This window comes from Demequina pelophila (genome assembly GCF_000971175.1).
Classification (GTDB): Bacteria; Actinomycetota; Actinomycetes; order Actinomycetales; family Demequinaceae; genus Demequina; species Demequina pelophila.
On the sequence record NZ_BBLY01000008.1, the window covers coordinates 46987 to 72166 of the forward strand.

19 protein-coding genes and 1 tRNA gene are annotated in these 25180 nt (G+C 72.2%); 8 read left to right on the forward strand and 12 right to left on the reverse strand.

All coding sequences use genetic code 11. From position 1 onward, the window contains the following. Nucleotides 1-92: 92 nt before the first annotated feature. From AOM03_RS13115 to AOM03_RS11470, 4 genes are all read left to right on the forward strand, one after another. Nucleotides 93-1313, forward strand: coding sequence for a Fic family protein (locus tag AOM03_RS13115; RefSeq protein WP_062381488.1), 1221 nt, complete (start codon nucleotides 93-95; stop codon nucleotides 1311-1313). Between the two features lie 199 nt (nucleotides 1314-1512). After that, a complete protein-coding gene (gene ptsP, locus AOM03_RS11455) occupies nucleotides 1513-4095 on the forward strand; it encodes a phosphoenolpyruvate--protein phosphotransferase (RefSeq protein WP_062381489.1) in 2583 nt (860 codons plus the stop codon). Nucleotides 4096-4106: 11 nt separating this feature from the next. Further along, entirely contained in the window at nucleotides 4107-5885 is a 1779-nt protein-coding gene (locus AOM03_RS11460) for a PTS transporter subunit EIIB (RefSeq protein WP_062381490.1), read from the forward strand. A 424-nt stretch (nucleotides 5886-6309) separates the two neighbouring features. Further along, nucleotides 6310-6663 (forward strand): iron chaperone, encoded by a 354-nt coding sequence (locus AOM03_RS11470; RefSeq protein ID WP_062381494.1) that lies wholly within the window; start codon nucleotides 6310-6312, stop codon nucleotides 6661-6663. Nucleotides 6664-6807: 144 nt separating this feature from the next. Here AOM03_RS11470 and AOM03_RS11475 read toward each other — a convergent pair whose 3' ends face one another. From AOM03_RS11475 to AOM03_RS11485, 3 genes are all read right to left on the reverse strand, one after another. Next, entirely contained in the window at nucleotides 6808-8235 is a 1428-nt protein-coding gene (locus tag AOM03_RS11475; protein WP_062381496.1) for an alpha/beta hydrolase-fold protein, read from the reverse strand. 255 nt (nucleotides 8236-8490) lie between these two features. Then, nucleotides 8491-9480 (reverse strand): Rossmann-fold NAD(P)-binding domain-containing protein, encoded by a 990-nt coding sequence (locus AOM03_RS11480; RefSeq protein ID WP_082092378.1) that lies wholly within the window; start codon nucleotides 9478-9480, stop codon nucleotides 8491-8493. Nucleotides 9481-9490: 10 nt separating this feature from the next. Then, nucleotides 9491-9982 (reverse strand): hypothetical protein, encoded by a 492-nt coding sequence (locus AOM03_RS11485; protein ID WP_062381498.1) that lies wholly within the window; start codon nucleotides 9980-9982, stop codon nucleotides 9491-9493. 148 nt (nucleotides 9983-10130) lie between these two features. On the opposite strand from AOM03_RS11485, the gene AOM03_RS11490 reads away from it, so the two are divergent. Next, entirely contained in the window at nucleotides 10131-11471 is a 1341-nt protein-coding gene (locus AOM03_RS11490; RefSeq protein WP_062381500.1) for an MFS transporter, read from the forward strand. Between the two features lie 79 nt (nucleotides 11472-11550). On the opposite strand, the gene AOM03_RS11495 is transcribed toward AOM03_RS11490, so the two are convergent. The 3 genes from AOM03_RS11495 to AOM03_RS11505 form a co-directional block, all read right to left on the reverse strand. Beyond that, nucleotides 11551-12003: a VOC family protein gene (locus tag AOM03_RS11495; protein WP_062381502.1), complete on the reverse strand. Its 453-nt coding sequence runs from the start codon at nucleotides 12001-12003 to the stop codon at nucleotides 11551-11553. Between the two features lie 114 nt (nucleotides 12004-12117). Next, nucleotides 12118-12420, reverse strand: a complete 303-nt coding sequence (locus AOM03_RS13065; RefSeq protein ID WP_227589980.1) for a DUF6458 family protein — start codon at nucleotides 12418-12420, stop codon at nucleotides 12118-12120. A 149-nt stretch (nucleotides 12421-12569) separates the two neighbouring features. Next, nucleotides 12570-13475, reverse strand: coding sequence for a hypothetical protein (locus tag AOM03_RS11505; RefSeq protein ID WP_062381504.1), 906 nt, complete (start codon nucleotides 13473-13475; stop codon nucleotides 12570-12572). A gap of 105 nt (nucleotides 13476-13580) precedes the next feature. Between AOM03_RS11505 and AOM03_RS11510 the strand changes: the two genes are divergently transcribed. Beyond that, nucleotides 13581-13651 (forward strand) — tRNA-Gly (locus AOM03_RS11510). Nucleotides 13652-13884: 233 nt separating this feature from the next. Here the strand turns inward: AOM03_RS11510 and AOM03_RS11515 are convergent. Further along, the gene (locus tag AOM03_RS11515) at nucleotides 13885-14784 is read right to left on the reverse strand and encodes an aldose 1-epimerase family protein (protein ID WP_062381506.1); all 900 of its coding nucleotides are present in this window, start codon (nucleotides 14782-14784) and stop codon (nucleotides 13885-13887) included. 90 nt (nucleotides 14785-14874) lie between these two features. Further along, a complete protein-coding gene (locus AOM03_RS11520) occupies nucleotides 14875-15441 on the reverse strand; it encodes a hypothetical protein (protein WP_062381508.1) in 567 nt (188 codons plus the stop codon). A 593-nt stretch (nucleotides 15442-16034) separates the two neighbouring features. Here AOM03_RS11520 and AOM03_RS11525 point away from each other — a divergent pair. After that, the gene (locus AOM03_RS11525) at nucleotides 16035-17417 is read left to right on the forward strand and encodes a UTP--glucose-1-phosphate uridylyltransferase (RefSeq protein WP_062381510.1); all 1383 of its coding nucleotides are present in this window, start codon (nucleotides 16035-16037) and stop codon (nucleotides 17415-17417) included. 287 nt (nucleotides 17418-17704) lie between these two features. On the opposite strand, the gene AOM03_RS11530 is transcribed toward AOM03_RS11525, so the two are convergent. Then, entirely contained in the window at nucleotides 17705-19555 is a 1851-nt protein-coding gene (locus tag AOM03_RS11530) for a bifunctional copper resistance protein CopD/cytochrome c oxidase assembly protein (RefSeq protein ID WP_156157735.1), read from the reverse strand. A gap of 141 nt (nucleotides 19556-19696) precedes the next feature. Here AOM03_RS11530 and AOM03_RS11535 point away from each other — a divergent pair, with 141 nt between their 5' ends. Further along, entirely contained in the window at nucleotides 19697-21361 is a 1665-nt protein-coding gene (locus AOM03_RS11535; protein ID WP_062381513.1) for an MDR family MFS transporter, read from the forward strand. 27 nt (nucleotides 21362-21388) lie between these two features. Here the strand turns inward: AOM03_RS11535 and AOM03_RS11540 are convergent, their stop codons facing one another. From AOM03_RS11540 to pdhA, 3 genes are read right to left on the reverse strand one after another with little or no spacing between them, the layout of a single operon-like run. Continuing rightward, nucleotides 21389-22828: a dihydrolipoamide acetyltransferase family protein gene (locus AOM03_RS11540; RefSeq protein WP_062381515.1), complete on the reverse strand. Its 1440-nt coding sequence runs from the start codon at nucleotides 22826-22828 to the stop codon at nucleotides 21389-21391. A 9-nt stretch (nucleotides 22829-22837) separates the two neighbouring features. Beyond that, nucleotides 22838-23857: an alpha-ketoacid dehydrogenase subunit beta gene (locus AOM03_RS11545; RefSeq protein WP_062381522.1), complete on the reverse strand. Its 1020-nt coding sequence runs from the start codon at nucleotides 23855-23857 to the stop codon at nucleotides 22838-22840. Continuing rightward, nucleotides 23854-24984: a pyruvate dehydrogenase (acetyl-transferring) E1 component subunit alpha gene (pdhA, locus tag AOM03_RS11550; protein ID WP_062381524.1), complete on the reverse strand. Its 1131-nt coding sequence runs from the start codon at nucleotides 24982-24984 to the stop codon at nucleotides 23854-23856. Before pdhA ends, AOM03_RS11545 begins: the two co-directional genes overlap by 4 nt. Nucleotides 24985-25180 lie beyond the last annotated feature (196 nt).

Genomic DNA, 25180 nt, shown 5'->3' on the forward strand with positions numbered 1-25180 from the left:
ATGCTCCAGATCTATCCGCGACCCTTGACACCACACCACCCTTATTCAAGGATCGACCCATAGTCTTGAACAAGATATCGAGGTGCTCCAGGATGAGCGGAGATGCCGGATCGCCTGGCGGGTGGCCCGCTGTCGGCTACGAGGACGTCCCGTGGACGCTTCCCCCCGAGCTGGAGGGCCGCGTCGCGATCACGGACGTGGTCCGGCTTGAGGCGCGTCCGTACCGGGCCGCGATCGCGCCGACGATCGCCGACCTCGACCCCTACCGGCATCTCACGGCGGCGCGCGCCGACGACGTGGCGTCCGCCGCGGCGGAGATCTCCGCGTTCGACCGCGATGTGGCGCACCTGCCAGTGCCCATGCCTGCGGTGCTCTTGCGCACCGAGTCCGCGTCGAGCTCCCAGATCGAACACCTCACCGCCAATGCACGAAACCTCGCGACCGCCGCGCTCGGCCTGCGGGCGGGCGAAAACGCCGCGGCGGTCGCGGACAACGCGGCAGCGATGCGTCGCGCCATCGACATGGCGGGCCCGCTCAACCGCGACCAGATCCTCGCCATCCACGCGACCCTGCTCCGACGCGGCGATCCCGAGATCGCAGGACGCTTCAGATCGGGCCCCGTGTGGATCGGCCGGCCCGACCTCAGCCCGCACGGCGCGGACTTCATCCCCCCACGCTGGGAGCGCATCGAGGGCTCTATCGGGGACCTGGTCGCGTTCGCCGCGAGACGCGACATGAACGGCCTGGTGCAGGCCGCGCTCGCGCACGCGCAGTTCGAGACCATCCACCCGTTCTCCGACGGCAACGGGCGCACCGGACGCGCCATCGTCCACTCGATCCTCCACGCGACGGGCTTCGCCCGGCACACGACCGTGCCTGTCTCCTCGGGGCTCCTCGGCGATACGGGCGGCTATGTCCGCGCACTCACCTCCTTTCGCGAAGGCGACATCGACCCCATCGTCGCGACCTTCGCCGGCGCGGCCCGGCGCGCGGTCGCGAACGGCCGTCAGCTCGCCGCCGACACCGCCGCCATCCACGAGGAGTGGCAACAAGTCATCCGCGCCCGACGCGATTCCGGTGCATGGCGACTCGCCGACCATCTCTTCGCGCAACCCGTCGTGACGTCCGCCTACGTCGAACAGTTCCTCGGCTCCTCACGCCAGGGCGCGTTCAATGCCATCGCAACCCTCGTCACCGCAGGCGCGCTCCACCAGGGCAGCGCCGACCGCCGCAATCAGGTCTGGCAGGCACGCGACGTGCTCGACGCCATGGACGCGTTCGCAGCGCGCGCAGCCCGCAGGGAGCTTCGATAGACCACTCGTGGGCTCCCGGCGTCAACCGCTGCGAGGCAGGTCACCCGATCAACCGATCTTGGGGCGGATCCTTTGCCCGAAAAGGGTAAGTTAATAGTCTCCGCTACTAAAGGGCCGAGTGCGCCCTTTGCGCCGTAGCATCCAACGCAACGCTTGGCGGGCCGTCACGCCCGCCACCCCAGACAGGAGATGGCAGCTTATGACCCAGCCGTCGGAACTCACCCGCGTGGAGGTCGTGGCGCCGCTCACCGGCGTCATGGTCCCCCTTGACCAAGTGCCGGACCCGGTCTTCGCACGCAAGATGGTCGGCGACGGATTCTCCATCGACCCCCTCGTCGGACTGCTCGTGGCGCCCGTGGCGGGTGAGGTCATCGACCTCCAGCCCTCGCATCACGCGGTCACGCTGCGCACTGCCGAAGGCGTCGAGATCCTCATGCACATCGGCCTCGACACCGTCGGCCTCGGGGGCGCCGGGTTCACGCCGAAAGTTGCCGAGGGTGCCACCGTCGCGCCGGGCGATGCGCTGATCGAGTTCGACCTCGACAGCGTCGGCCGCGCCGCCAAGAGCCTGCTCACTCAGGTTGTCGTCGCCAACATGGAGCTGGTCGAGACCGTCGTGCCCGTCACGGGCATGGTCGAGGCAGGCGCCACCATGGCCGCCACCGTCGAGCTGAAGGCCGCCGAGGCCGAGGGCGCCGAGACGGGTCCCTCCACCACCGCCACGTCCCACGCCCTGGTGATCCCGAATCCCACGGGCCTGCACGCCCGCCCCACCGCGACTCTGGTGAACCTCGCCAAGAAGTACACCTCAGACGTGCGGCTGCGCCGCGGCGAGGACACCGCCAACGCCAAGTCGATCGTCTCGATCATGGGAATGTCCGTCGCCCGCGGCGACAAGGTCACCGTCACCGCGCACGGCGCCGATGCGGCCGAGGCCGTCGAAGCCATCACCGCCGCCATCGAGGAGGGCCTCGGCGAGGCGATCCCCGAGCCCAGCACCGATGACGCCACGGCGGGGGCCGCCAGCCCCGAGGAGCCCACGGCAATCCCCGAGGAGGTCGTCGCGCCCAAGTCGGGTGACCCGAACGTCCTGCTCGGCGTCGCCGCCTCCCCGGGCCTCGGGGTCGGCACCGTCGTCCAGATCCGACACAACGACATCACCGTCGCCGAGTTCGGCGAGGATCACCACCAGGAGCGGCGCAAGCTCAACGCGGCCATCGATCGGGCCTCGCTCGACCTGTCGGCACTGGAGCAGAAGCTCGAGCGCGACTCGGCCCCTGACAAGGCCGCGATCTTCGCCGCCCATCGGGAGATCCTGCAGGACCCGGAGCTCCTCGACATCGCGGCCAGCGCGATCGACAAGGGCAAGAGCGCCCCGTTCGCGTGGCGCGGTGCGTACAACTCCTTCGCCGACCAGCTCGCCGGCCTCAGCAACGAGGTCCTCGCGGGCCGCGCCGCTGACGTCCGCGACGTCGGTCAGCGGGTGCTGGAGGAGCTCACCGGCCAGCACAGCGAGAAGGCCGAACTGCCCGACGGTGCCATCCTCATCGCCGAGGACCTCACGCCCTCCGACACGGCGCAGCTCGACCGCAGCAAGGTCGTCGGCTTCGCCACCACCGGCGGCGGCGCCTCGTCGCACGTCGCGATCATCGCCCGCTCGCTCGATATCCCAGCCGTCGCCGGCATCGAGGCGCGCGCGCTTGACGTGGCCGACGGCAGCAAGGTCGTCCTCGACGGCTCGAAGGGCAGCCTGCAGCTGAACCTCAGCGACGCCGAGATCACCGGCATCCTCGAGCGCCAGCGCAAGATGGCCGAGCGCAAGGCCCGCGAGCTCGCCGCCAAGGACGAGCCCGCGGTCACGACCGACGGTCATCACGTCAAGGTCGTCGCCAACATCGGCGGCGTCGAGGACGCCCAGGAATCCGTGACCATGGGCGGCGAGGGCGTGGGCCTCCTCCGCTCCGAGTTCGTGTTCCTCGGCCGCTCCACCGCGCCGACCGAGGCCGAGCAGGCCGCCATCTACACCGACTGCTCCAAGGCGCTGCGCCCCGGCGATCCGCTGGTCATCCGAACGCTCGACGTCGGCGGCGACAAGCCCCTGGCCTACCTGCCGATCCCGGCCGAGGAGAACCCGTTCCTGGGCATCCGCGGCGTCCGCGTCGGCCTCGAGAGGCCCGAGTTGCTCCGCACGCAGCTGCGCGCCATCCTGGCCAGCGCCGACGCCGGTGCCGAGCTGCACATCATGTTCCCGATGATCGCGACGATCGCCGAGTGGCGGGCCGCCAAGGCCATCTTCGACGAGGTCGCCGCCACCGTCCAGGTGTCCGCCAAGGTCAGCGTCGGCATCATGATGGAGGTCCCGTCGGTCGCCGTCATGGCCGAGCAGTTCGCGGCCGAGGACGGCTGCGACTTCTTCTCGGTCGGCACCAACGACCTGACCAGCTACACGCTCGCCATGGACCGGGGTCACCCCAAGCTCGCGTCGCAGGTCGACCCCTGCAACCCGGCCGTCCTGAAGCTGATCGGCGATGCCGCCACCGCGCTGCACCGCCACGGCAAGTGGCTGGGGGTCTGCGGCGGCGTCGCGTCCGACCCGCAGGCAGTGCCGGTGCTCATCGGCCTCGGCGTGGACGAGCTCAGCTGCTCCATCCCCGCCATCCCGTCCGTGAAGGCCGCCGTGCGCAGCTACGGGCTCGACACCTGCAAGGAGATCGCCGCCAAGGCTGTCACCTGCTCCACCCCCGAAGAAGTGCGTGACCTTGTGCCGGTCACCGAGGATTGAGAAAGACTGATATGAGTACCGCACAAGAGATTGTGAAGGCGGTCGGCGGGGCCGACAACATCGTCAGCCTCACCCACTGCGCCACCCGACTGAGGTTCCAGCTCGTCGACGCCTCCGGCATCGACACGCCGCAGGTCGAGTCCATCAAGGGTGTCATGGGCGCCGTCCCCCAGTCGGGGGAGCGCTACCAGGTGATCATGGGCGGCGCCGTCCAGAACGCCTTCAACGACATCAACGCGCTGCCCGAGATGCAGGGCAAGAAGCAGCCCACCGACGCCGAGATCAAGGCCGCGGCCCGCGCAGGCGGCGTCCGCGGCAAGTTCTCCTGGGTGGACAACTTCTTCGAGTTCCTGTCCGACTCGTTCCGCCCCATCCTGGGTGCGCTGCTCGGCGCCTCGCTGTTCATCACCTTCATGTCCCTGATGTCGACCCTCGGCATCATCGGCAACTGGGCCGATCCCCGCACCGACCTGCCCGTCAGCTGGCAGTTCGTCAACCTGCTGTGGCAGTCGGTGTTCGTGTTCCTGCCGCTGATGGTGGCCTACAACGCGTCCAAGAAGGTCGGAGCCGACCCCTGGGTCGGCTTCGCCGTCATGGCGCTGGTGATGCTCCCGGGCTTCAGCGAGTTGGGCGCCTCCGACGCCGCCTATACGGCCACCATCGGGGGCAGCGACGTGACCCTCGTCAACGTCTTCGGCGTCCCGCTGACGATCTTCAGCTACAGCTCGCAGGTGTTCCCGCCGCTGCTGATGGCAGGCCTCCTCGGGCCGCTGTACAAGCTGCTGAAGAAGATCATCCCCGACAACCTGCAGCTCATCTTCGTGCCGTTCCTGGCCATGCTGATCATGCTGCCGCTGACCGCGTTCCTCATCGGCCCCATCGGCGTCTACCTCGGCGCCTGGGTCGCCGGTGGCCTGGGTGCCATCAACAGCTTCAGCCCCCTGATCTTCGCGATCATCATCCCGCTGGCGTACCCCTTCATGGTTCCGCTGGGCCTGCACTGGCCGCTCAACGCCGTCATGCTGCTCAACATCCAGACCCTGGGCTACGACTTCATCCAGGGCCCCATGGGTGCGTGGAACTTCGCCTGCTTCGGCGCCACGGCCGGTGTGCTCTACCTCGCCTGGCGGGACAAGGACGTCGCGATGCGGCAGACGGCGACCGGCGCACTGGCGGCCGGCCTGCTGGGTGGCATCTCGGAGCCTTCCCTCTACGGTATCCATCTGCGCTTCAAGCGCATCTACCCGCGCCTGCTGGCCGGCTGTCTCGTGGGCGGCCTCACGATCGGCATCGGCGGGATGCTCACGACGCCGGTCACCACGAACGCGTTCGTGTTCACCTCGCTGCTGACCATCCCGGCGTTCTCGAACATGGGCCTGTACGCGATCGCGATCGCCGCGGCGTTCTTCACGGCGATGTTCGCCGTCATCATCACGGACTACCGCACCCCCGAGCAGAAGGCCGCCGCCAAGCGCGGCGCCGAGGAGGAGGGCACCGCCGCTGCGGAGCCCCGCGTGATCGTCGTCGGTGACGTCGAGTCCAACCAGGCGAAGCAGTGGGTCGCGGCCCTGGGCGGCGAGGCCAACGTCTCGTCCGTCGAGCCCATGGCCGAGACCCGCGTGCGGGTCGAGGTCAAGGACGCGTCGCTCGTCGACGCCGAGGCGCTGCAGAGGGCCGGCCTCGCCGGCGTCGTGCAGGTCGCCCCTGGCGTGTGGCACCTCGTCGCCGGCCTCGAGGCCGGGCAGTACGCCGAGGGCATGAGGCGGAGGCTCACCTACGTCGACGCCTGAGGGCGCACCACACAATAACGAGAACCGGGACCGCGTCGGCTGGCAGGTAGGACACCGCCAGACGGCGCGGTCCTTGTCTGTGCGGGGGCCGGCCACGCTCGTCGCGCCCTCGAGCCTGCTCGCCACGATTCTCGTGCCGCAGCGTCGGCACGGCCGGTGGTTCCGTCCTCACACGAATGTCGTGGCCCCCGGTGACCGGTCACCGGTCACCGGTCACCGGTCACCGGCGAACGTGCGCACGGGCTCCTCGAGGTTCGCCCGCATGAGCCTGGCGACCAGGTCCGCCATCGCCGCCACGTCGACGTGACCCACCGGCGTGGCGGTGGCCAACGTCAGGGCAGGGCTCCGCCTCGCCGCACTCGACCAACTCGACCCCGACGAACGCACCAGCAGCGGCACCACCGCGCGGCGTACGGTGGCAGCCATGACCACCGCCGAGATCGACGCGTACCTGGCCACCCTCGACGAACCGCGGCGCGGGACGCTCGCAGCGCTGCGCGCCGACCTCGCCGACCTCCTGCCGGACGCCGAGCAGGGCATGTCCTACTCCGTGCCCGCCTTCCGGGTCGGGGGCAAGCTGGTCGCGGGGTTCTCGGCTGCGGCGCGCCACCTCAGCTACCTGCCGCACTCCGGCTCCGTGCTGCGCGACATGGACCCGGCCGCACTCGAGGGCTACTCGTGGTCGAAGGGCGCCCTCAAGTTCGCGGTGGACGCTCCGCTGCCGCGAGCCCTTGTCGAGAGACTGGTGCGGGCGCGACTCCACGAAATCGGGAACTGAGGCGGCCCCGGGGCCGGGGCACCTCTCCGCCAGGCGCTTCCGCGCATCGTCCCCCGCCGCCCGCTCCACCGGAACGACGAACGGCGCGCGGAGCGCCCACCCCGTGAGGGTGGAGCGCCCCGCGCGCCGTTCGGTCGAGATGCCTTACGCCGCGGAGGCGGGCTTGAAGGCGACGGTCTCGAGGTAGTCGTGCAGCATCTCGCGCCACACCTGGAACGTGTGGCCGCCGTCCATGTTGAACTCCACGACCGGCAGACCGAGTCCGCGGTACATCTCGGCGCGCGCGATCGAGGCCTCGCCGATGCCGGCGAGGTAGTCCTGGACGCCGGTGCCGACGTGGATGCCGATCGCGGACCGGAGGTTCGCGAGCTCGTCCTCCGTGGGCTCGGTCACCTCGGTCGCGCCGCCGGACCAGATGCCGTAGTAGCCGAACAGGTCGGCGTTGTTGTGCACCAGCTCGGTGGCGAGCAGGCCACCCATCGACAGGCCACCGAACGCGCGGTCCTCACGCTCCGGCGAGACGTTGAACGTCTCGTCGATCAGGGGAAGCAGGTTCTCGCGCAGTTCGACGCCGTAGTCGTCGCCCGAGGGCGCGTCGCCGCCGATGTTGTAGAAGTTGGTCGTCACCACGATGGTGTCGTCGATCGCGCCGGTCGCGATCGCGGCCTCGACCGTGTTCGCGGCCCGGCCCTGCGAGAACCACGAGGTCTCGTTGTCGTACATGCCGTGCGACAGCACCAGCAGCTGGTACGGCTCGGCGCGCTCGGCGTCGTAGCCCGGGGGCAGGTAGACGCCGATCTGACGGTCACCCTCGTCGAGCGAGCCATCGGCGTCGAGCACGCCGTCCGCCGTGTACAGCAGGTGCGAGATCACGCCCGTGACCTCGTGGCCCTGGTAGTCCGCGTCGTAGGTCGGGAAGTCCTCGTGGGCCGGGACGAAGATCTGGCTGAGCGTCTGCGGGGTCGCGACGTCGACATCGGCGAAGACGGGCGGGTTGGTGGGGTCGTACGAGGTCTCGCACATCATGACCATCTCGCACGCGCCCACGACGAAGCCGTAGTTGAAGGCGCCCGCGGGCATCGCCGTGGTGATCTCCCACAGGCCGCTCGCGTCGTTGAACTCGAGGGGGGCGGGGGCGTTCATGAACAGCGGGTGCGAGATGTCGCCGGCGGTCCACTCGTCACCGATGCGGGCGTCGTGCGCGAACATCGCGTCCATGTCGCCCAGGTTCTCGGGCTGGGTGAAGTAGGGGTCTCCGACGAGGTAGACCTCGGTCGCACCCTCCGGCGCCTCGTACTTGAAGGTCACCGCGTAGCCGGTGGGCGACTCGTCGGTGCGGGTCACGACCGGGGTCGCGTCGCCCGCGGCGGCGGGGGCCTCGGTGGCCTGCGCGTCGGCCTCGGGCGTCGCCGACTCGACGGCGGCGGGCGACTCCGTGGCCGGGGCGGACGCGGGCTCCTCGGCGCTCGCGCACGCGGCGAGCGTGCCGAGCGCGAGGGCGGTGGCGGCAAGGCCCCCGGCGCGTCGCAGGCGCGGGGTGATGACGGATGCCGTGGCGGCAGTGCTGGACAAGTGGCAGCTCCTTCGATACCGAGCGCCATGAGGTCGTTCCCACGGCGCTGATGGGACAGGGGCCCGGAGGCCCTCGCCGGGAAGCGAACCAGCGCCGCGCCTCGAAACCACACTCGATGCAAAAACTGTCGGATCGGCCGCACATTCTGTCGCCGGGAGGCCCAAGACGGCGCGAACCAGGGGCGCCGCTGCGCGAGCGGCCCGGCGAGCCGGGGGCCCGCGCGCCGCAAGCGCGGCCCGGCGGGGCGAGGCCCCCTACCCCAGCTCGGCGATCAGCCCCAGTTCACGGGTCCGCGTGAGCCCCGCCGTCCCAGGCCGGCCCAGCCCCAGCGAGCGCTCCTCCTCGAGGACGTCGCGCATCGTCCCTTCGAGCGGGCGCAGCCGCCCGCCCGTGGCGAGGTAGCGCGCCGGCGAGTGGAATCCGCACCGCGCGCCGCCCCCGTCGTCGGGCACCCACAGGCCCAGCGAGTCGGGCCCCTTCCAGGGGCGCACCCCGCGCTCGAGCAGCCACGCGGCCGGCGCCTCGACCACCGGACCGGACCCGCCCGCGACCCGGCGCGCGAGCGCCACCGCGTCGCGCATGGCCACCTGCTCCCCCGCCGCGTTGACCGGCCCGGTCACGCCCGACGCGATCGCGTCGAGCATCCACGCCGCGAGGTCGCGCACGTCGATGACCTGGAGCGGGAACGCGGGCTCGGCGGGAGCCAGCAGCGGCCCGTCTCCGGCGAGCGCCGCGCGGCGCGGCCACTGCGCGAAGCGGTCGGTGGGGTCGCCCGGGCCGGCGATGACACCCGCCCGGACTAGCAGCGCCTCCGGGAACGATGCGCGGGTGTCCAGTTCGCAGCGGACCTTCGCCGCGTCGTAGCGGGCGCCGTCCACCACCTCGTCGCGCGCGGCGGGCGCTCGCAGGGGCGCGTCCTCGGCGATGAGCGTGCGGGCGGGCTCGTACGCCGCGACCGACGAGACATAGGTCCAGTGCGCGACACGCCCACGCAACGCCTCGGCGGCCTCGCGCACGTGGCGCGGCTGCCAGCTCACCTCGATCGCGGCGTCCCACTCGCGCCCGGCCACGGCGTCGTAGGCGCCCGGTCGATCGCGGTCCGCGACCACCAGCTCGGCGCCGGGCGCGACCGCGCCGGACGCCCCGCGGGCCAGGCAGGTCACCGCCCAGCCGCGCTCGATCGCCTGTCGCGCGATGTCGCGACCCAGCCAGGCGGTGCCGCCGAGGATCAGAAGGGAGGGCATGCGCCCCAGGCTAGCGACGCGCGGCTGCGGTGAGGCGCGCGAGGGCTCCGGACGCGGTGGCCCGGACGAAGGGGTCCGCATCCTCGAGCATCTTCTCGAGGTTCCCCATGTCGACGAACGGGTTGCGAGCGACGGCGGCGCGCACCACGGGGTCGGCGTGCTTGGCGAGGTACCGGATCACCCCGGACGGCGCCGACGGGTTGCCTGCGAGCAGCTCGCACTCCTCGGCGTCGCCGCGCCGCGCCATCGCCAGCATGGAGCTGGGCGGCAGGTGGGGGTGGCGGGCCGCGGCGCTGCGCACGGCGGCCTCCTCGTCCCGCGCGAGCTCGGCCAGGACCGAGGCGGGGCAGAAGGCGTTGGAGGCGACCGTCGCGCGAATCGCGGGGTCGTCGCGCACGGCAAGCGTGGCGAGGTCGTCCCCCGAGGTGGACGATGCGGAGGCGGCCTGGGCGGCGCGAGTGACGGTGACGGTGACGGGCGAAGAGTAAGCGACATTGCTCATGGGTCGTACTATCCCGGCATCCGACACGCCGAAGGCGGGACCGTGGGCCCATTTCTTGCATGACGGCAAATAATGCACCGGATGCCGCGGCGCGCCGACCCGCGTATCCTGGGAATACTTGACGAACCACGAACCGTTACGGGGGCCTATGAGCCGGACCTTCGCCTCGCTGCGCATCTTCAACTTCCGCCTCTGGTTCGCCGGAGCCCTGGTGTCGAACATCGGCACCTGGATGCAGCGCGTCGCGCAGGACTGGCTGGTCCTCACCGTCCTCACCCCCGAGTCGGGCGTCGCCGTCGGCATCACCACGTCGCTGCAGTTCCTGCCGTTCCTGCTGCTGAGCGCCTGGGCCGGCCTGCTCGCGGACCGCTTCGATCACCGCAAGCTGCTGCTCCTGACGCAGATCGGCCAGGGCGTCCTGGGCCTCGCGCTCGCGGCGCTCACCCTGCTGGGACACATCGAACTGTGGCACGTGTACGTCTTCGCCTTCGCGCTCGGCGTGGTCGCGGCGATCGACGGGCCGGCGCGCCAGACCTTCGTCTCCGACCTGGTGGCCAAGGAGGACCTGCAGAACGCCGTCGCGCTCAACTCGACGTCCTTCAACGCCGCGCGCCTCATCGGCCCCGGCACAGCGGGCCTGCTCATCGCCGCCGTCGGCACCGGGTGGGTATTCCTCATCAACGCGCTCACCTACGGCGCCACCATCGTTGCGCTGCTCCTCATGCGCACGCGGGAGCTCCACCCCCAGGACCGCGCCTCGCGGCGACGCGGCCAGGTGCGCGAGGGCATCCGCTACATGCGCCACCGCCCGGACCTCATGATCATCACCATCGTGGTGGGAGTCGTCGCCGCGATGGGGCTCAACTTCCAGTTGACGAGCGCGATGATGGCGGCGACCGAGTTCGGTCGCGGCGCCGGCGAGTACGGCGTCCTCGGCTCGGTCACGGCGATCGGCTCGCTGGCGGGGTCGCTCATGGCCGCCCGAAGACGCGAGGCGCGCATGCGCCTGGTGGTCGGCTCGGCCTTCGCCTTCGGCGTCGCAGCGGCGGTCATGTCGATCGCCCCCACGTATCCGCTCTACGTGCTCAGCTGCATCCCGGTGGGATTCACGGCGCTCACCATGATCACCTCCGCCAACGCCGCGGTGCAGATGTCCACAACGCCGCTCATGCGCGGCCGCGTGATGGCGCTGTACATGATGGTGTTCCTGGGCACGACGCCGTTCGGGTCGCCCGTCGTCGGCTGGATCGGCGAGCACTGGGGGCCGCGCTGGTCCATCGGGGTGGGGGCGATCAGCGCGATCGCAATCTCCGTCGCGGCCGCGGCCTGGGTGCTGCGGAACTCCGACCTCACGGTCGAGTATCAGCTCTCGCGCCCCTTCGTGCGGGTGCGCTACCCCACGCCCGAGGAGGAGGAGCGCGAGGAGCGCGATCTCGCCGCGGACGAGGTGCTCGCCCAGCAGGTCGCGGACCGCCGCACCCAGCCATAGCGAGTCGACTCGCTATGGCGATGGCGGGCGAGTTGGTGCCGGAAGCCGGCCGGCGCATCGTCCCCTGCGACCGGGGGCGCTATGCGTGCCCCAGCTCCTCCTCGAGCGGGGCGATCATCATCCACTGGATGCCGAACCGGTCGGTGAAGTCCGCGTAGAGGTCGCCCCAGAACATGGGCTGCGGCGGCATGGACACCTCACCACCCGCGGAGAGGGCGTCGAACAGGTCCTTCAGTTCGTCCTCGCTGTCGAGCAACAGGGTGACGTAGTACTGGTTGCCGACGGTGAGCACCTGCCCCATCGACGGCATGATGTCCGAGCCCATGAGTTGATGGCCGCCCGGGAGTCCGAGCGCCATGTGCATGATCCGCTCCCCCTCGCCCTCGGCGAGCGGCGGCATGTCGGGCGACGGCGGCATCTCCTTCATCCGCATCGGCTCCCCGAGGAACTCCCCGCCGAACACCGACCGATAGAACTCGAACGCCTCGAGGCAGTCGCCGTCGAAGTTGAGGTATGTCGCGACCGAGGCCATGTCCCCTCCCAGGGCGAGCCGCGCATCGTCCGGCGCGGACAGCGTCAGGCTACGTCCGCGAGGGACGATGCGCGCGGCGGGCGGGGTGCATCCCTCGCCCGCCGCGGTCGTAGGTCAGGCCGAGGGCTGGCCGCCCTGGCCGGCGTTGCCCTGCGACTGCCCGCCCTGGGAGCCGCCCTGACCCTGCGCCTGGCCGCCCTGCGGCTGCTGGCCCTGCGCGGGCTGCTCGTTGATGACCCGGTGCGAGGTGTTGGAGCGCTGCGCGTTGGCGATGAGCGACACGATGATCGCGAGCACGCCCGCGCCCATGCAGATGAACCCGATGAGACCCAGGTCGAACGCCTCGATCGAATCGTTGATGGCGAAGGACGCGATCGCGCCGATGACGATCAGGAAGATGCCGGAGCCGATGGCCATGATGTTTCCCTCCTCGACGCGCCAACCCCGGCCTCTCCGGGGACGGGCGCCGTGCGGCGCCGGCCCGTCTTCAGCCCCAACGTACCTTTTGCGGCGGATCATCCCCCGGGACGCCCGGCCCGCGCGCGGGACCAGGGACGATGCGGGGGTCAGGCCGTCGTGCAGGCGTCCAGCATGCGGCCGACCGCGTCCGCGAGCGCATCCGTGGGACGCAGGATCACCTCGCGGGCCTCGCCGCCCTCGACCTGCAGGGTGAGGGTCAGGGTCAGCCCCGAAGCCTGAGCGATGCGGGTCGATTCGCAGTCGGCGGGGCGGAGGGTGACGGTCCGCTCGATCGCGTGGTCGGCGGGCTCGAGGCGCGCGGGGAGGTCGGAGGCCGCGGCCACGAGCGGGTCCGCGGCGACGAGCCCCACGAGGTCGACGGGCTCGGTGCCCGAGACGCGCGTGAGGGTCACGGTGGTGGCGACGAAGCCGTCGCCCTCGTCGATGGAGCCCCCGAAGGCCGGCGCGGCGACCTCGGTGACGGCGCGTGCCCCGCAGGCCTCGGCGTGGAGCTGGGCGAGCGGGGCATCGTCCACCGTCACCGTCTGGAGGAGTTCCTGGTCGGCGTCCTCGAGCGTGAGCTGCACGGAGGCGGCGCCCCCGCCGGCGGGGCAGACGGCCGCGCCGAGCGGCAGCCACAGGCGCGCCCGGCCGCCCGGCGCCACCGCCTGGTCGAGCCGCACCGCGGCGACCGGCGCGAAGTACGGGCTGGTGAGCGCCCCGCCCTCGACGCGCAGCTCGCGGTCGACGGCGGACTCCACGGTCACCTCGACCCAACGCCCGCTCGCGAGCGACGCGGGCTGCGCGAGCGCGGCGTTCTCGGCGAGGATCGGGTAGTCGGGCGCGGCGCAGGCCGCGAGTCCGGCGGCGGCGAGCGTCGCGAGGGCTCCGGCCGCAAGCGCGGCCGCGGGACGCGCCGCGCCTGCGCCGGTTGCGGGCGCGGGACGCGCCGCGACCGTGCGCGCCGCGACCGTGCCGGCTGCGGGCACGGGGCGGAGGCGGGGCATCGGCACATACCCATTGTGGCCACGCGCGGCGCGGGCCGGGTCCGCAAGCACGCCCCGACCCCCTACAATGGGTTCCACCTCGCTGGCGGCGACTGCTCTCCGGCTCGGTACGCGGGTGTAGTTCAATGGTAGAACTTCAGCTTCCCAAGCTGATAGCGCGGGTTCGATTCCCGTCACCCGCTCGCGATGAAGGCCCCTCCTCGGAGGGGCCTTTCGCATGCACGAGGCGCAGCCGCGGTCGGGGAGCCCGCCGGATCGCCCCGCGCGATGCTGCCCCGCTCGCCGTCCCCGTGCTGGTGGTAGCCGCGCGCACGCTTGGGGCGCGAAGCGTGCGCGCAGCTACCACTGGGAGGCCTTGGCCCGGCCGCGCCGCGGGGCTCCGCCCAACCCGAACGACTCGGCGCACCCGAACCACTCAGCGCACCCGGATGCCCCAGACGAGCGCGTGGGTCGAGCCCGGCTTGATGGTGATGAGCCGCTCGCCGGTGCGGAAGGCGTCCGCGATGCAGGACATGGGCTCGATCGCGACGCCGGCACGGCGCACGCCGGGGACGTGGTCGCCGGTGCACACCTGCCACGCGGTCGCCTCCGAGTCGGCCCAGATCTCGACGGTCGAGCCGTCGGGGCGCCCCAGGCGCGCCCAGGACCGGCCGTCGGCGTCGAGGATCGGGTCCACCCATGCATCGTCCAGGGCCACGCCCTTCAGGCTGCGCGCCTCGCGGAGGTCGTAGTCCCCGTCGACCGGGAGCTCCTCGGCCGGGAGCAGGCGCTCGTCGACGGCCACACGGGTGGAGGCGTCGAGCTGGAGCGTGCAGTCGTCGAGGGCGCCGCCGGGCGCAAACCACGGGTGGAAGCCCACGCCGTAGGGCAGCGGCTCGCTGCCGGCGTTGCGGGCCTCGGTGGTGATGGTGAGGCCGTCCTCGGACAGCGCATACGTGGTCGCGAGCGCGAGCTGGAAGGGGTAGCCCGGGCTGGCGGGGAGGTCGAGCGTGAGGGTGACCGATGCATCGGTCGCCTCCGCGACGGTCCACTCCTGCCAGCAGACGAGGCCGTGGAGCGAGGTGCCGCGGTCGGGCTCGGTCACCGCGACCTGGAGCGCGCGGCCGCCGAACTCGTACTGGCCGTCGCGCAGGCGGTTGGGCCACGGCGCGAGCACCATGCCATGGAACGCGGGAGCGATCTCGTCGGCGCCGAAGGGCACGACCACATCCGTGCCGTCGACGGTGAACTCGCGCAGCGCCGCGCCGATCGTGGCGACGGTGGCGACCTGGTCGCCGTGCGTGATGGTGGTCTGCTGTCCGGAGCGGGAAGTCATAGCGCGACGGTACCCCGTCGGGAACGCCCCGGCCGCCGGATCGGCCGCGTCAGCCGGCCGGGCACCCGGCCGGGCGCAGGCCGGGCAGCGTCAGCCGGCCGGGCACTCCCCCGATTCGACGAGCCCCGTCGCCGAGTGGAACGCGACCGCGTCCTGCGCGCCGCCCTCGTAGGTGAGGGTGAGGCACCAGTCATACGCGTCGACGCCGTCGAGCGCGAGCGTGCGGTCTCCCGCCAGCGCGGCCTCCACAGAGGTCCCGCCCACGCCGTACGCATCGTCCGCGACGGTGAGCTCGACCTGGGGCAGGTCGGGGCCGGCCGCGCTCAGCTCGACGAGCACGTTGCCCACGGTGATGACGTCCACCTGGGCGTGCGCGTCGGCCGCGACCTGGTCCGCGTCGGAGGTCGCGTAGAGGTAGGCGAGCACGCCGAGCGCCGCCGTGGAGATCACGCCCAGGATCAGGCCGGCGAGCGGCCAGCTGCGCCGGGACGCGCGGCCGCTGCGGTAGCGGGCCAGACCCCAGACTCCCAGGACGATCGCGACCAGGCCCGCGCCCAGGGCGCCGAAGACGAACGACGCGATGCCCACCGCGTTCCCCCCGCGCGCCCGCGCGTGCTCCGGAACGTGCTGGGGCACGGTGGTGGCCGCCTGGTTCATCCGCTCCTCCTCTGGTGCGTGTCGCGGACGCCAGTCTCCCACGCACACGGCGAGGGCCCTCGACTCCGCGCCGAGGGCCCTCCCGTGATGTCCCAGAGTCCACAGGTGGCACCCGCGGCGACGTCCCCTGGGACGACTCCTCGGGCCCGCCGGTGCCGGTGCCGTCACCCACCTCCGGGCATGCCTGCCCCAGACGGCCCGCCGTTGTCCTCGGAATCGTCCGCTCCGTGCGAGTCCCCGCGTCGACGTCCCTGTCACGCGGGCGCACCCGCGTTCAGGCCCGCCGCGCCGAGGCCTCGTCGGGGTCTCGGTGCGGATCTCGCCCTTCACGCTCGTCCCTTGATACTCCCCGTGTGACGGCGGCGCAATGGTCCGGCGGCACCGGTTTCTGTCCACCGGATCCTCACACCGTTGTCCACGGACGGGCGCGCCCAACGGCGCCTGTTTACACACACCTGTGGACAAAATCTGTGGACAGGCGGTCGGGCCGTCCCGGCGGCGGGGGGACGATGCGGTGGTCGCCCGGGCGAGTTCGCGCATCGTTCACCTTGGGGCCAGGACGACCACCCGTCGGCCTCGCCTAGGCTGGCCCCATGACCGCACCGGGACTCATTGCAGCGCAGGCGAAGATGGCGGCGGCCGGGGTCGACCAGACCGCGATCGACGTCTTCTCTCACTACTTCGGAGAGCTGGAGGCCGGCGCGACCGGCCTGATCCGCGAGGAGACCATCGAGCCGCTGCTCGATCCGCCCGCGCTGGACCAGATGGAGATCGACGAGGAGGCGGCGCGCGAGGCGTTCGCCAAGACGGCGATCATCCGGCTCAACGGCGGGCTGGGCACGTCGATGGGCATGGATAAGGCGAAGTCGCTGCTGCCCGTGCGCGACGGCAAGAGCTTCCTCGACCTCATCGCGGGTCAGGTGCGCCAGGCGCGCGAGGCCACCGGCGCGCCGCTGCCGCTCATCCTCATGAACAGCTTCCGCACGCAGGACGACACTCTCGCCGCGCTCGAGGCGCACCCGGACATCGCGGTCGACGGGCTGCCGCTCGACTTCCTGCAGAACGCCGAGCCCAAGCTGCTGGTCGACGGCCTCATGCCCGTCGAGTGGCCCCAGGACCCGTCGCTCGAGTGGTGCCCGCCGGGACACGGCGACATCTACACGGCGCTGCTCGGCTCGGGCATCCTCAAGGCGCTGCTCGACGCGGGCTACCGGTACGCGGCCACGGGCAACTCCGACAACCTGGGCTCGGTCCCGTCGGCGCAGATCGCGGGCTGGTTCGCCGCCTCGGGCGCCCCGTACGCCGCCGAGCTGTGCGTCCGCACCGCCGCCGACCGCAAGGGCGGCCACCTGGCCATCCGCAAGGCCGACGGCCAGCTGATCCTGCGCGACACCGCGCAGACCGCGCCCGAGGAGATGCACTACTTCACGGACGAGCACCACCACCCGTTCTTCCACACGAACAACCTGTGGTTCGACCTCGAGCGCCTCTACGCGGCGCTGACCGAGCGCGGCGCGGTGCTGGGCCTGCCGCTGATCCGCAACGTCAAGAACGTCGACCCGACCGACTCCGACTCGCCCGAGGTCTTCCAGATCGAGACCGCCATGGGCGCCGCGATCGAGGTGTTCGAGGGTGCGACCTCGATCGTGGTGGGCCGCGACCGCTTCCTCCCGGTCAAGACGACGAACGACCTGCTGCTGCTGCGCTCGGACGCGTACCGCTTGGACGAGGACGGGGCGCTGCGCCTCGCCGTCGACGCGGCGCCGCTGGTGGACCTCGACTCGCGCTTCTACAAGAAGATGGCGTCGTTCGACGCTCACTTCCCGCACGGCGCCCCGTCCCTGCGTCAGGCCACGTCGCTCACCGTGAAGGGCGACTGGACGTTCGGCAAGGACGTGGTGTGCGTGGGCGACGTGGTGCTCGAGGACACCGGCAAGCCCGAGGTCATCCCCGACGGGACCGTGCTGGGCGCCTGAGGCCTCCCGCCGGGCCGGACTCCGCAGTCTCCACCGCCGCAGCCACCGCCGCAGCCTCACCTTCGCCACGCCCACCCGGCGGCTCCCACCCGGCGCCTCCCACCCGGCGGCGCGTCGGATCGATCGGCGTTCGATCCGTCATGCGTGCTGAGTCCGGCACGTACGACGGATGATCCGCGGCGCGGTCCTGCGGTGCGGACCACCGGAGGCGGGAGCACCGAGCACCGGGCACCGGTCACCGAGCACCCGGCACCCCGCACCCGGCACCCGGCACCCAGCGGGCGCCCCTAGCTCGACGCCCCGGAGTCCCGCCGCGCGGTCTGAGCGAGCATCGCGTTGTAGGCGCGCAGCTCCGCGTCGTCGTCGCGCTCGGCCTGCCGGTCGCGGCGACGGGTCTCCTTCGCATCGGCCCGCCGCCACGCGAACACGATCCCGATCGCGAGCAGCACCACGGGCAGCTCGCCGATTCCCCACGCGATCTGGCCGCCGTACTGCTGGTCCGCGAGCGCATCGGGCCCCCAATCGCGGCCCATGAGCCCGAACCAGCGCGGGGCCAGCAGCACCGTCGACATCATGAGCGAGACGCCGAAGAACGCGTGGAACGCCATGGTCGCGAAGAGCAGCACGATCCGTAGCGGGTAGCCGGGTCGGGCCGGCCCGGGGTCGATCCCCACGAGCGCGTTGGCGAACAGGTAGCCCACCACCGTGAAGTGGACCAGCATCCACAGGTGGCCGGCGTGGTTGCTCAGCGCGAACTCGAACAGCGGCGAGTAGTAGAACACGATGAGGAAGCCCGCGAAGCTCACCGCCGCGACCACCGGCTGCGCCCAGAAGCGCATCCACCGTGACTCGACCACCGCGCGCAGGTACTCGCGCGGCCCCTTCGAGCCGTCGCGGCGCGCGGGCAGGGCGCGCAGCGCGAGCGTCACCGGCGCGCCGAAGGTCAGCAGCACCGGCGCGACCATGACGAGCACCATGTGCTCGAGCATGTGGGCGCTGAACAGCACCATCCCGTAGATCGACGGGCCCGACTGCGTGATCCACACGAGCACCGCGACGCCCGCGAGCCACGACGCGGTCCGGTGCCACGCCCACGCGTCGCCCCGACGCAGAAGCCGCAGGACCCAGCGCACGTACACGATCGCGGCCGCGCCGAGCGTGAACGCCGTGAGGATCTCGAGCCTCCACTGCGCGACCCACGCGAGCGCCGTGGGCTCGGGCGGCAGCTCGTAGCCGGTCAGCAGGTAGGCGGGGCTCGGCTCCCCCAGCGGCACGATGGGCACGGGAGGCGCCGTCGACGCGAGCACGCCGGCGGCCCCCATCGCGAATACGAGCGCGGCCACGTCGACGGCCATGAGTCGCCAGAAGCGCTCCCTCACCTGGGCCTCGGTGAGCCGGGGCAGGAACCGGGACCGATGCACGACGGCCAGTCCCGCCGCCCCGGCCATCAGCGCGGCCTTGAGCAGGATGATCCGGCCGTAGTCGGACGTGACCAGGTCTGCCGGCGCCGCCAGCCGGATCCAGCCGCTCGCCACCCCGGAGACGATCACCGCCGCCGCGGCCCAGGCCGCGAGACGGGAGGCCCGGCGCATCGTCTCCTTCGCCTCGCCCCCCAGGGGCGAGCGCACCAGCAGCATCGCCGCGATGACCCCGGCCCACAGCGCCGCGCCCCCGATGTGCAGGAACATCGCGCTGACGGCGAGGTGGTGGTCGGCGGCGCCGGCTGCGTGGCCGGTCTGGGCGAGCCAGCCGACCGCCCACACGACGGGCAGCAGCGACCACGCCGCGACGGCGGGCGTGCGCGCGACGGCGCACAGCACGGAGGCCACGAGGCCCGCGAGCGTGACCTGCTGGTACGCCGCGAGCAGGTCGACGGTCTGGGAGAAGCCCCACCACTCCTCGAGGAAGCGTGACGCCTCCGGCACGGACCCGCGGATCGAGGCGTAGGTGAGCATCGAGTGCGCGAGCGAGCCGAGCACCCACCCGATGGATCCCACCCGCGCGACCAGGGCCGCGCGCCCCACGGCCGCGTGGCCGCGCGGCAGCACCGCCGCGATGAGGACGAGCCCGCCCACGGTGGCGGCGAGGGACATGTCCCGGACGATCGCGGCGACGGTGACGAGCGCCTCCACTGGCATGCCCCCAGACTAGGGGCGCCGCCCGGCGGCGCCGACCGCGCCCACCCGGCCCGTGCATCGTCCCCCGACAGGAACAGCCCGCGCACTGCCGCTGTTATGGTCCAGGAATCCCCGCCCCCGCCGCACCCACCCGAAGGCCTCATGACCCAGCCGCTCATCGACCGCAGGAGCATCCTGCTCATCGTGACCGGCCTCGCCGTGGGGATGTTCCTCGCGGCGCTCGATCAGATGATCGTGGCCACCGCGATCCGGACCATCGGGGACGACCTCGACGGCCTCACCCTGCAGGCGTGGGTCACCACGGCGTACCTCATCGCCGCGACCATCGCGACGCCGCTGTACGGCAAGCTCTCGGACATCTACGGCCGCAAGCCGCTGCACCTGACGGCGCTGAGCATCTTCATCCTGGGGTCGCTGCTGTGCGGCACCGCGACGGACATGGTGCAGCTCGCCGCCTACCGCGGCCTCCAGGGCCTGGGCGCGGGCGGGCTCATGGCGCTCGCGCTGATCATCGTGGGCGACATCCTGAGCCCCCGCGAACGCACCAAGTACCAGGCCGCATTCTTCGCGGTGTGGGGCGTCGCGTCGGTGCTCGGCCCTGTGCTGGGCGGGTTCTTCGCGGGGCGCGACGCGGTCCTGGGGATCGACGGCTGGCGGTGGATCTTCCTGCTCAACGTGCCGCTCGGGCTGGCGGCGCTCGCGCTGATCCTCAAGGTGCTCCACCTGCCGCACACGCCGCGGCCGGCGCGCATCGACGTCGCGGGCGTGGCCGCGCTGGTGGCGTTCATCGTGCCGCTCCTGCTGGTGGTCGAGCAGGGCCGCGCCTGGGGTTGGACGTCGCCCCTGGCGCTGGGGCTGGCGGCGGTCAGCCTGGGCGGCGCGGTCGCCTTCGTCTTCGCGGAGCGGGCGGCGGGGGACGATGCGCTGCTCCCCCTGAGGATGTTCCGCAACCGGCTGGTCGCGGTCGCCACGGGGCTGAATTTCCTGATGGGCTTCGCGATGTTCGGCGGCATCGCGGCGCTTCCGCTGTACCTGCAGATCGCGCGCGGCATGACGCCCACGCAGTCGGGGCTGGCCATGCTGTCGATGACGGTCGGGATCCTGGTGACGGCCAACATCTCCGCGCCGATCATCCGCCGCACCGGGCGCTACAAGCCGTTCCCCGTGGCCGGCGCGTGCCTCCTGGTCGCGGCGGGACTGGTGCTGTCGCGCCTCGAGGCCGACACCGACTTCTGGTACGTCGCGGTCGGGGGCGCGCTGTTCGGGCTGGGCCTGGGCGGCATCATGCAGCCCGTGATGCTCGCGGTGCAGAACGCCGTCGAGCCGCGGGACATGGGGGCGGGCTCGGCGTCGGTGCTGTTCTTCCGGCAGATCGGCGGCTCCCTCGGCACCGCCGTGCTGCTGTCGCTGCTGTTCGCGCGGGCGCCGGAGGCCATCCGGGACCGGTTCGCGGCCGCGGCGGGCAGCCCCGCCTTCACCTCGGCGGCCACGGATCCGGCGGTGCTCGCGGAGCCGGTGAATGCCCGGATCGTCGAGGCGGCGCAGGGCGCGGGCGGCAGCGGAGGCGGGGCTGGCGGCCTCGGGCTGTCGCTCGACGACACGTCCTTCCTGGCCGTCGCGGACCCCGTGCTCGCGGCGCCCATCCGCGAGGGCTTCGCGGACGCGATCGCCGGGACGCTGCTGCTCACCGCGGGGTTCTCCGCGGTCGCCGCGGTGCTGGCGATCCTCATCCCGCACGTGCCGCTGCGCGAGAAGTCCGGGCTCGAGACCCTGCGCGACGAGCAGGAGCGCGACCCGGCCGCGTGAGCCGGACCCGCGACCGGGCGCGTCCGACTAGCCCCAGACCAGGCCCAGGCCCGGCTCGTTCATCACGCGCGCGACATCCGCGAGCACGCGGGCGCCCAGCTCGCCGTCCACCAGGCGGTGGTCGAAGCTCAGCGCGAGCTGCGTGACCCAGCGGACCTGGATCTCGCCCTCGTGCACCCACGGCTGCTCGCGGATCGAGCCGAACGCCAGGATGGCCGACTCCCCCGGGTTGAGGATCGGGGTGCCGGTGTCGATGCCCAGCGGGCCCACGTTGGTGATGGTGATGGTGCCGTCCGCGAGCGCACCCGGCGTGGTCCGGCCGGCGCGCGCCTGCGCGGTGAGCTCCTGGAGCTCCAGGGCGAGCTCCTTCATGGGCAGGCGGTGCGCGTCCTTGATGTTCGGCACCAGCAGGCCGCGCGGGGTCGAGGCCGCGATCCCCAGGTTGACGTAGTGCTTGTAGACGATCTCCTGGCGCTCGTCGTGCCAGCTCGCGTTGATCTCGGGGTGGCGGCGCACGGCCAGCAGCAGCGCCTTCGCGACCACGAGCAGCGGGGTGACGCGCACGTCCGCGAACTCGCGGTCGGCCTTGAGGCGCGCGACCAGGTTCATCGTCTCGGTGACGTCGACGGTGCGGAACACGGTGACGTGCGGCGCCGTGAACGCCGAGCTCACCATCGCCTCCGCCGTGCGCTTGCGCACCGACTTCACCGGCACGCGCGTCGAGCGGCCGCCGTCGGTCGAGTAGCCCGAGGCCAGCCACGGCTGGTCGTCGCCCGGATACGTCGCGAGCACCCTGCCCGAGGCCAGCTTCGCGGCCTGCTCGACGTCCTCGCGCGTCACGAGCCCGCCCGGCCCGGACGGGGTGACGGTCGTGAGGTCCACGCCCAGGTCGCGCGCGAGCTTGCGGACCGGCGGCTTCGCGAGCACCGGGTAGTCCTGCACGTCCTCGATCCCGCCGATCGGGTCGACGCGCTCGTCGCGCCGCGGTCGCCGGGCCGCGGAGCCGGCCTTGACGCCGTAGCCCACGAGCACGGCGCCGCTCTCCTCGGGCGTGGACGATGCGGGGGCGGGGGCGGGGGACGATGCGGCCGGCGCCTTGGCCGGCGGGGCCGCCGGCGCGGGGGCCGGGGTGGGCGCGGCGGCCGCCGGCGCCGGCGCGACCGGAGCGGCAGGTGCGGCCGGAACCTCGGCGACCGGCGCATCGTCCGCCGGCGAACCACCGGGGTCGACGTCGAAGACGGCGAGCGGGGCGCCCACCTCGACGGTGTCGCCCTCGGCGGCGAGCAGTTCGCTCACGACGCCGTCGACCGGGCAGGGCAGCTCGACCAGGGACTTCGCGGTCTCGATCTCGACGAGCGGCTGGTTGACCTCGACGGTGTCGCCGACGGCGACGTGCCAGGTGACCACGTCGGCCTCGGTCAGGCCCTCGCCCGCGTCGGGCATGGGGAAGGTCTCGAAGGTGGGCACTGCGGACTCCTAGTGGGTCATGACGCGGTCGACGGCCTCGAGCACGCGGTCGAGGTTGGGCAGGTAGTCGTGTTCGAGCTTGCTGCCAGGGTAGGGCGCGTGGAAGCCGCCCACCCGGAGCACGGGGGCGTGGAGGTGGAAGAAGGCCTGCTCGGTGACGCGCGCGGAGAGCTCCGCGCCGGGGCCGAAGGACGTGGGCGCCTCGTGGACGATCACCACCCGGCCGGTGCGCTTGGCCGAGCGCACCACCGTCGCGGAGTCGAGCGGGGAGATCGAGCGCAGGTCCACGACCTCGACGCTCACGCCCTCGGCGGCGGCGACCTCCGCGGACTGCAGCGCGAGCCGCACCGTGGGGCCGTACGCGACCAGGGTCACGTCCGCTCCCTCGCGGGCGACGCGGGCGCGGGCCATCTCCGCCGTGGCGCCGGCGGCGCCGTGCTCACCCTCCAACTGGGCGGCGACCCGTGCATCGTCCACCTCCCCCTTGTCCCAGTAGCGGGCCTTGGGCTCGAAGAACAGCACCGGGTCGGGCGAGGCGATGGCCTGCTGGATGCCGTCGAAGGCGTCCTGCGGCGTGGCCGGGGTGATGAGGCGCAGGCCCGCGGTGTGCGCGAAGAGCGCCTCGGGGCTCTCCGAGTGGTGCTCCACCGCGCCGATGCCGCCGGCGAACGGCACGCGGATCACCACGGGGAGGTTGATGAGCCCGCGCGAGCGGTAGTGCATCTTGGCGAGCTGCGTGGTGATCTGGTCGTAGGCGGGGAAGATGAAGCCGTCGAACTGGATCTCGACGACCGGCCGGTAGCCGCGCATCGCCATGCCGATCGCGGTGCCGACGATGCCGGACTCCGCGAGCGGGGTGTCCATGACGCGGTCGGGGCCGAAGTCCTTCCACAGCCCGTCGGTGACGCGGAAGACGCCGCCCAGCTGCCCGACGTCCTCGCCCATGAGCAGCACCTTGGGGTCGCGCTCCATCGCGGCGCGCAGGCCGCGGTTGATCGCGCCGGCGAGGGTCATGGTGGTGGCGGTCATGCGCGGGCCTCCGCATCGGCGAACGACGCCTCGTAGCGCTCGAACCAGGCGCGCTCCGCCTCGACGGTCGCGTGCGGCTCGGCGTAGACGTGCTGGAACATCTCGGCCAGGGGCGGCTTGCCCCACGACCGCACGGTCTCGCGGGTGCGGCGGCCCAGCTCCTTGGCCTCGGCGCGGACGCCGTCGGCGAAGTCGTCGGACAGCTCCCCCAGGGAGACGAGGTGCGCCTCGAGGCGGGCGATGGGGTCGCGCTCGGCCCAGTACTGCTCGTCGGCCTTGGTGCGGTAGCGCGTCGGATCGTCGGACGTGGTGTGCGCGCCCATGCGGTAGGTGAAGGCCTCGACGAGCACCGGGCCCTCCCCGGCGCGGGCGCGCCGCAGCGCCCACTGGGACACCGCGTAGGAGGCGATCACGTCGTTGCCGTCGACGCGCACGGACGGGATGCCGAAGCCGTCGCCGCGCTGCGCGATGGGCACGGTCGACTGGCAGGTGGTGGGCTCGGAGATGGCGAACTGGTTGTTCTGCACGAAGAACACGATGGGCGCGCGGTTGACCGAGGCGAAGGTGAACGACTCGTTGACGTCGCCCTGGCTGGTCGCGCCGTCGCCGAAGTAGCAGATGACGGCGCCGTCGCGGTCGGCGTCGCCCGTGGCGACCAGGCCGTCGCGGTCCATCGCCATCGCGTAACCCGTCGCGTGCAGCGAGTGGGCGCCGATCACGAGCGTGTACAGGTGGAAGCCGTGCGCGGCCGGGTCCCAGGCGCCGTGCTGGAGGCCGCGGAACAGGCGCAGGATCTCCGGCAGGTCGACGCCGCGGGTGAACGCGACCCCGTGTTCGCGGTACGAGGGGAACACGTAGTCGGAGGGGCGCAGCGCGTGCCCGGAGCCGATCTGCGCGGCCTCCTGGCCCAGGCACGGCACCCACAGGCCCAGCTGGCCCTGGCGCTGGAGGCTGGTCGCCTCGGTGTCGAAGGCGCGGACCAGCACCATGTCGCGCCACATGGCGCGCAGGTCGTCCGCGTCGAGGTGGGCCGCGAAGGACGAGAAGCGCTCGTCCTCGACCCTCTCGCCCGCGGGCGTGAGCATCTGGACCAGGCCCTCGTCGGAGAGCGGACCGTGCGCCTCCATGCGTCCTCCTCGGCGTCTCGTCGCCCGGCCGGCGGGTGCCGGCGGGGCGGCGCGACGCTTCGCCGCGCTAACCTACGCCATCGTAAGTTACGGAAGCGTAGGTTGGCAAAGCGGGTCCGACGGGCGACGGGCCCATAGCGGGACCTGCGCACGGTCGCGGGGACGCGCCATCGTGCTAGCCTCAGTGCGCCCGAGA

Coding starts and splice junctions, on each gene's coding strand:
- AOM03_RS11530 (WP_156157735.1), bottom strand. CDS start 19,555: ATGCCAGTGGAGGCGCTCGTCACCGTCGCCGCGATCGTCCGGGACATG.
- pdhA (WP_062381524.1), bottom strand. CDS start 24,984: ATGGAGGCGCACGGTCCGCTCTCCGACGAGGGCCTGGTCCAGATGCTC.
- AOM03_RS11485 (WP_062381498.1), bottom strand. CDS start 9,982: ATGAGCAATGTCGCTTACTCTTCGCCCGTCACCGTCACCGTCACTCGC.
- AOM03_RS11470 (WP_062381494.1), top strand. CDS start 6,310: ATGACCACCGCCGAGATCGACGCGTACCTGGCCACCCTCGACGAACCG.
- AOM03_RS11480 (WP_082092378.1), bottom strand. CDS start 9,480: ATGCCCTCCCTTCTGATCCTCGGCGGCACCGCCTGGCTGGGTCGCGAC.
- AOM03_RS11520 (WP_062381508.1), bottom strand. CDS start 15,441: ATGAACCAGGCGGCCACCACCGTGCCCCAGCACGTTCCGGAGCACGCG.
- AOM03_RS11495 (WP_062381502.1), bottom strand. CDS start 12,003: ATGGCCTCGGTCGCGACATACCTCAACTTCGACGGCGACTGCCTCGAG.
- ptsP (WP_062381489.1), top strand. CDS start 1,513: ATGACCCAGCCGTCGGAACTCACCCGCGTGGAGGTCGTGGCGCCGCTC.
- AOM03_RS11525 (WP_062381510.1), top strand. CDS start 16,035: ATGACCGCACCGGGACTCATTGCAGCGCAGGCGAAGATGGCGGCGGCC.
- AOM03_RS13115 (WP_062381488.1), top strand. CDS start 93: ATGAGCGGAGATGCCGGATCGCCTGGCGGGTGGCCCGCTGTCGGCTAC.
- AOM03_RS13065 (WP_227589980.1), bottom strand. CDS start 12,420: ATGGCCATCGGCTCCGGCATCTTCCTGATCGTCATCGGCGCGATCGCG.
- AOM03_RS11460 (WP_062381490.1), top strand. CDS start 4,107: ATGAGTACCGCACAAGAGATTGTGAAGGCGGTCGGCGGGGCCGACAAC.
- AOM03_RS11535 (WP_062381513.1), top strand. CDS start 19,697: ATGACCCAGCCGCTCATCGACCGCAGGAGCATCCTGCTCATCGTGACC.
- AOM03_RS11545 (WP_062381522.1), bottom strand. CDS start 23,857: ATGACCGCCACCACCATGACCCTCGCCGGCGCGATCAACCGCGGCCTG.
- AOM03_RS11515 (WP_062381506.1), bottom strand. CDS start 14,784: ATGACTTCCCGCTCCGGACAGCAGACCACCATCACGCACGGCGACCAG.
- AOM03_RS11490 (WP_062381500.1), top strand. CDS start 10,131: ATGAGCCGGACCTTCGCCTCGCTGCGCATCTTCAACTTCCGCCTCTGG.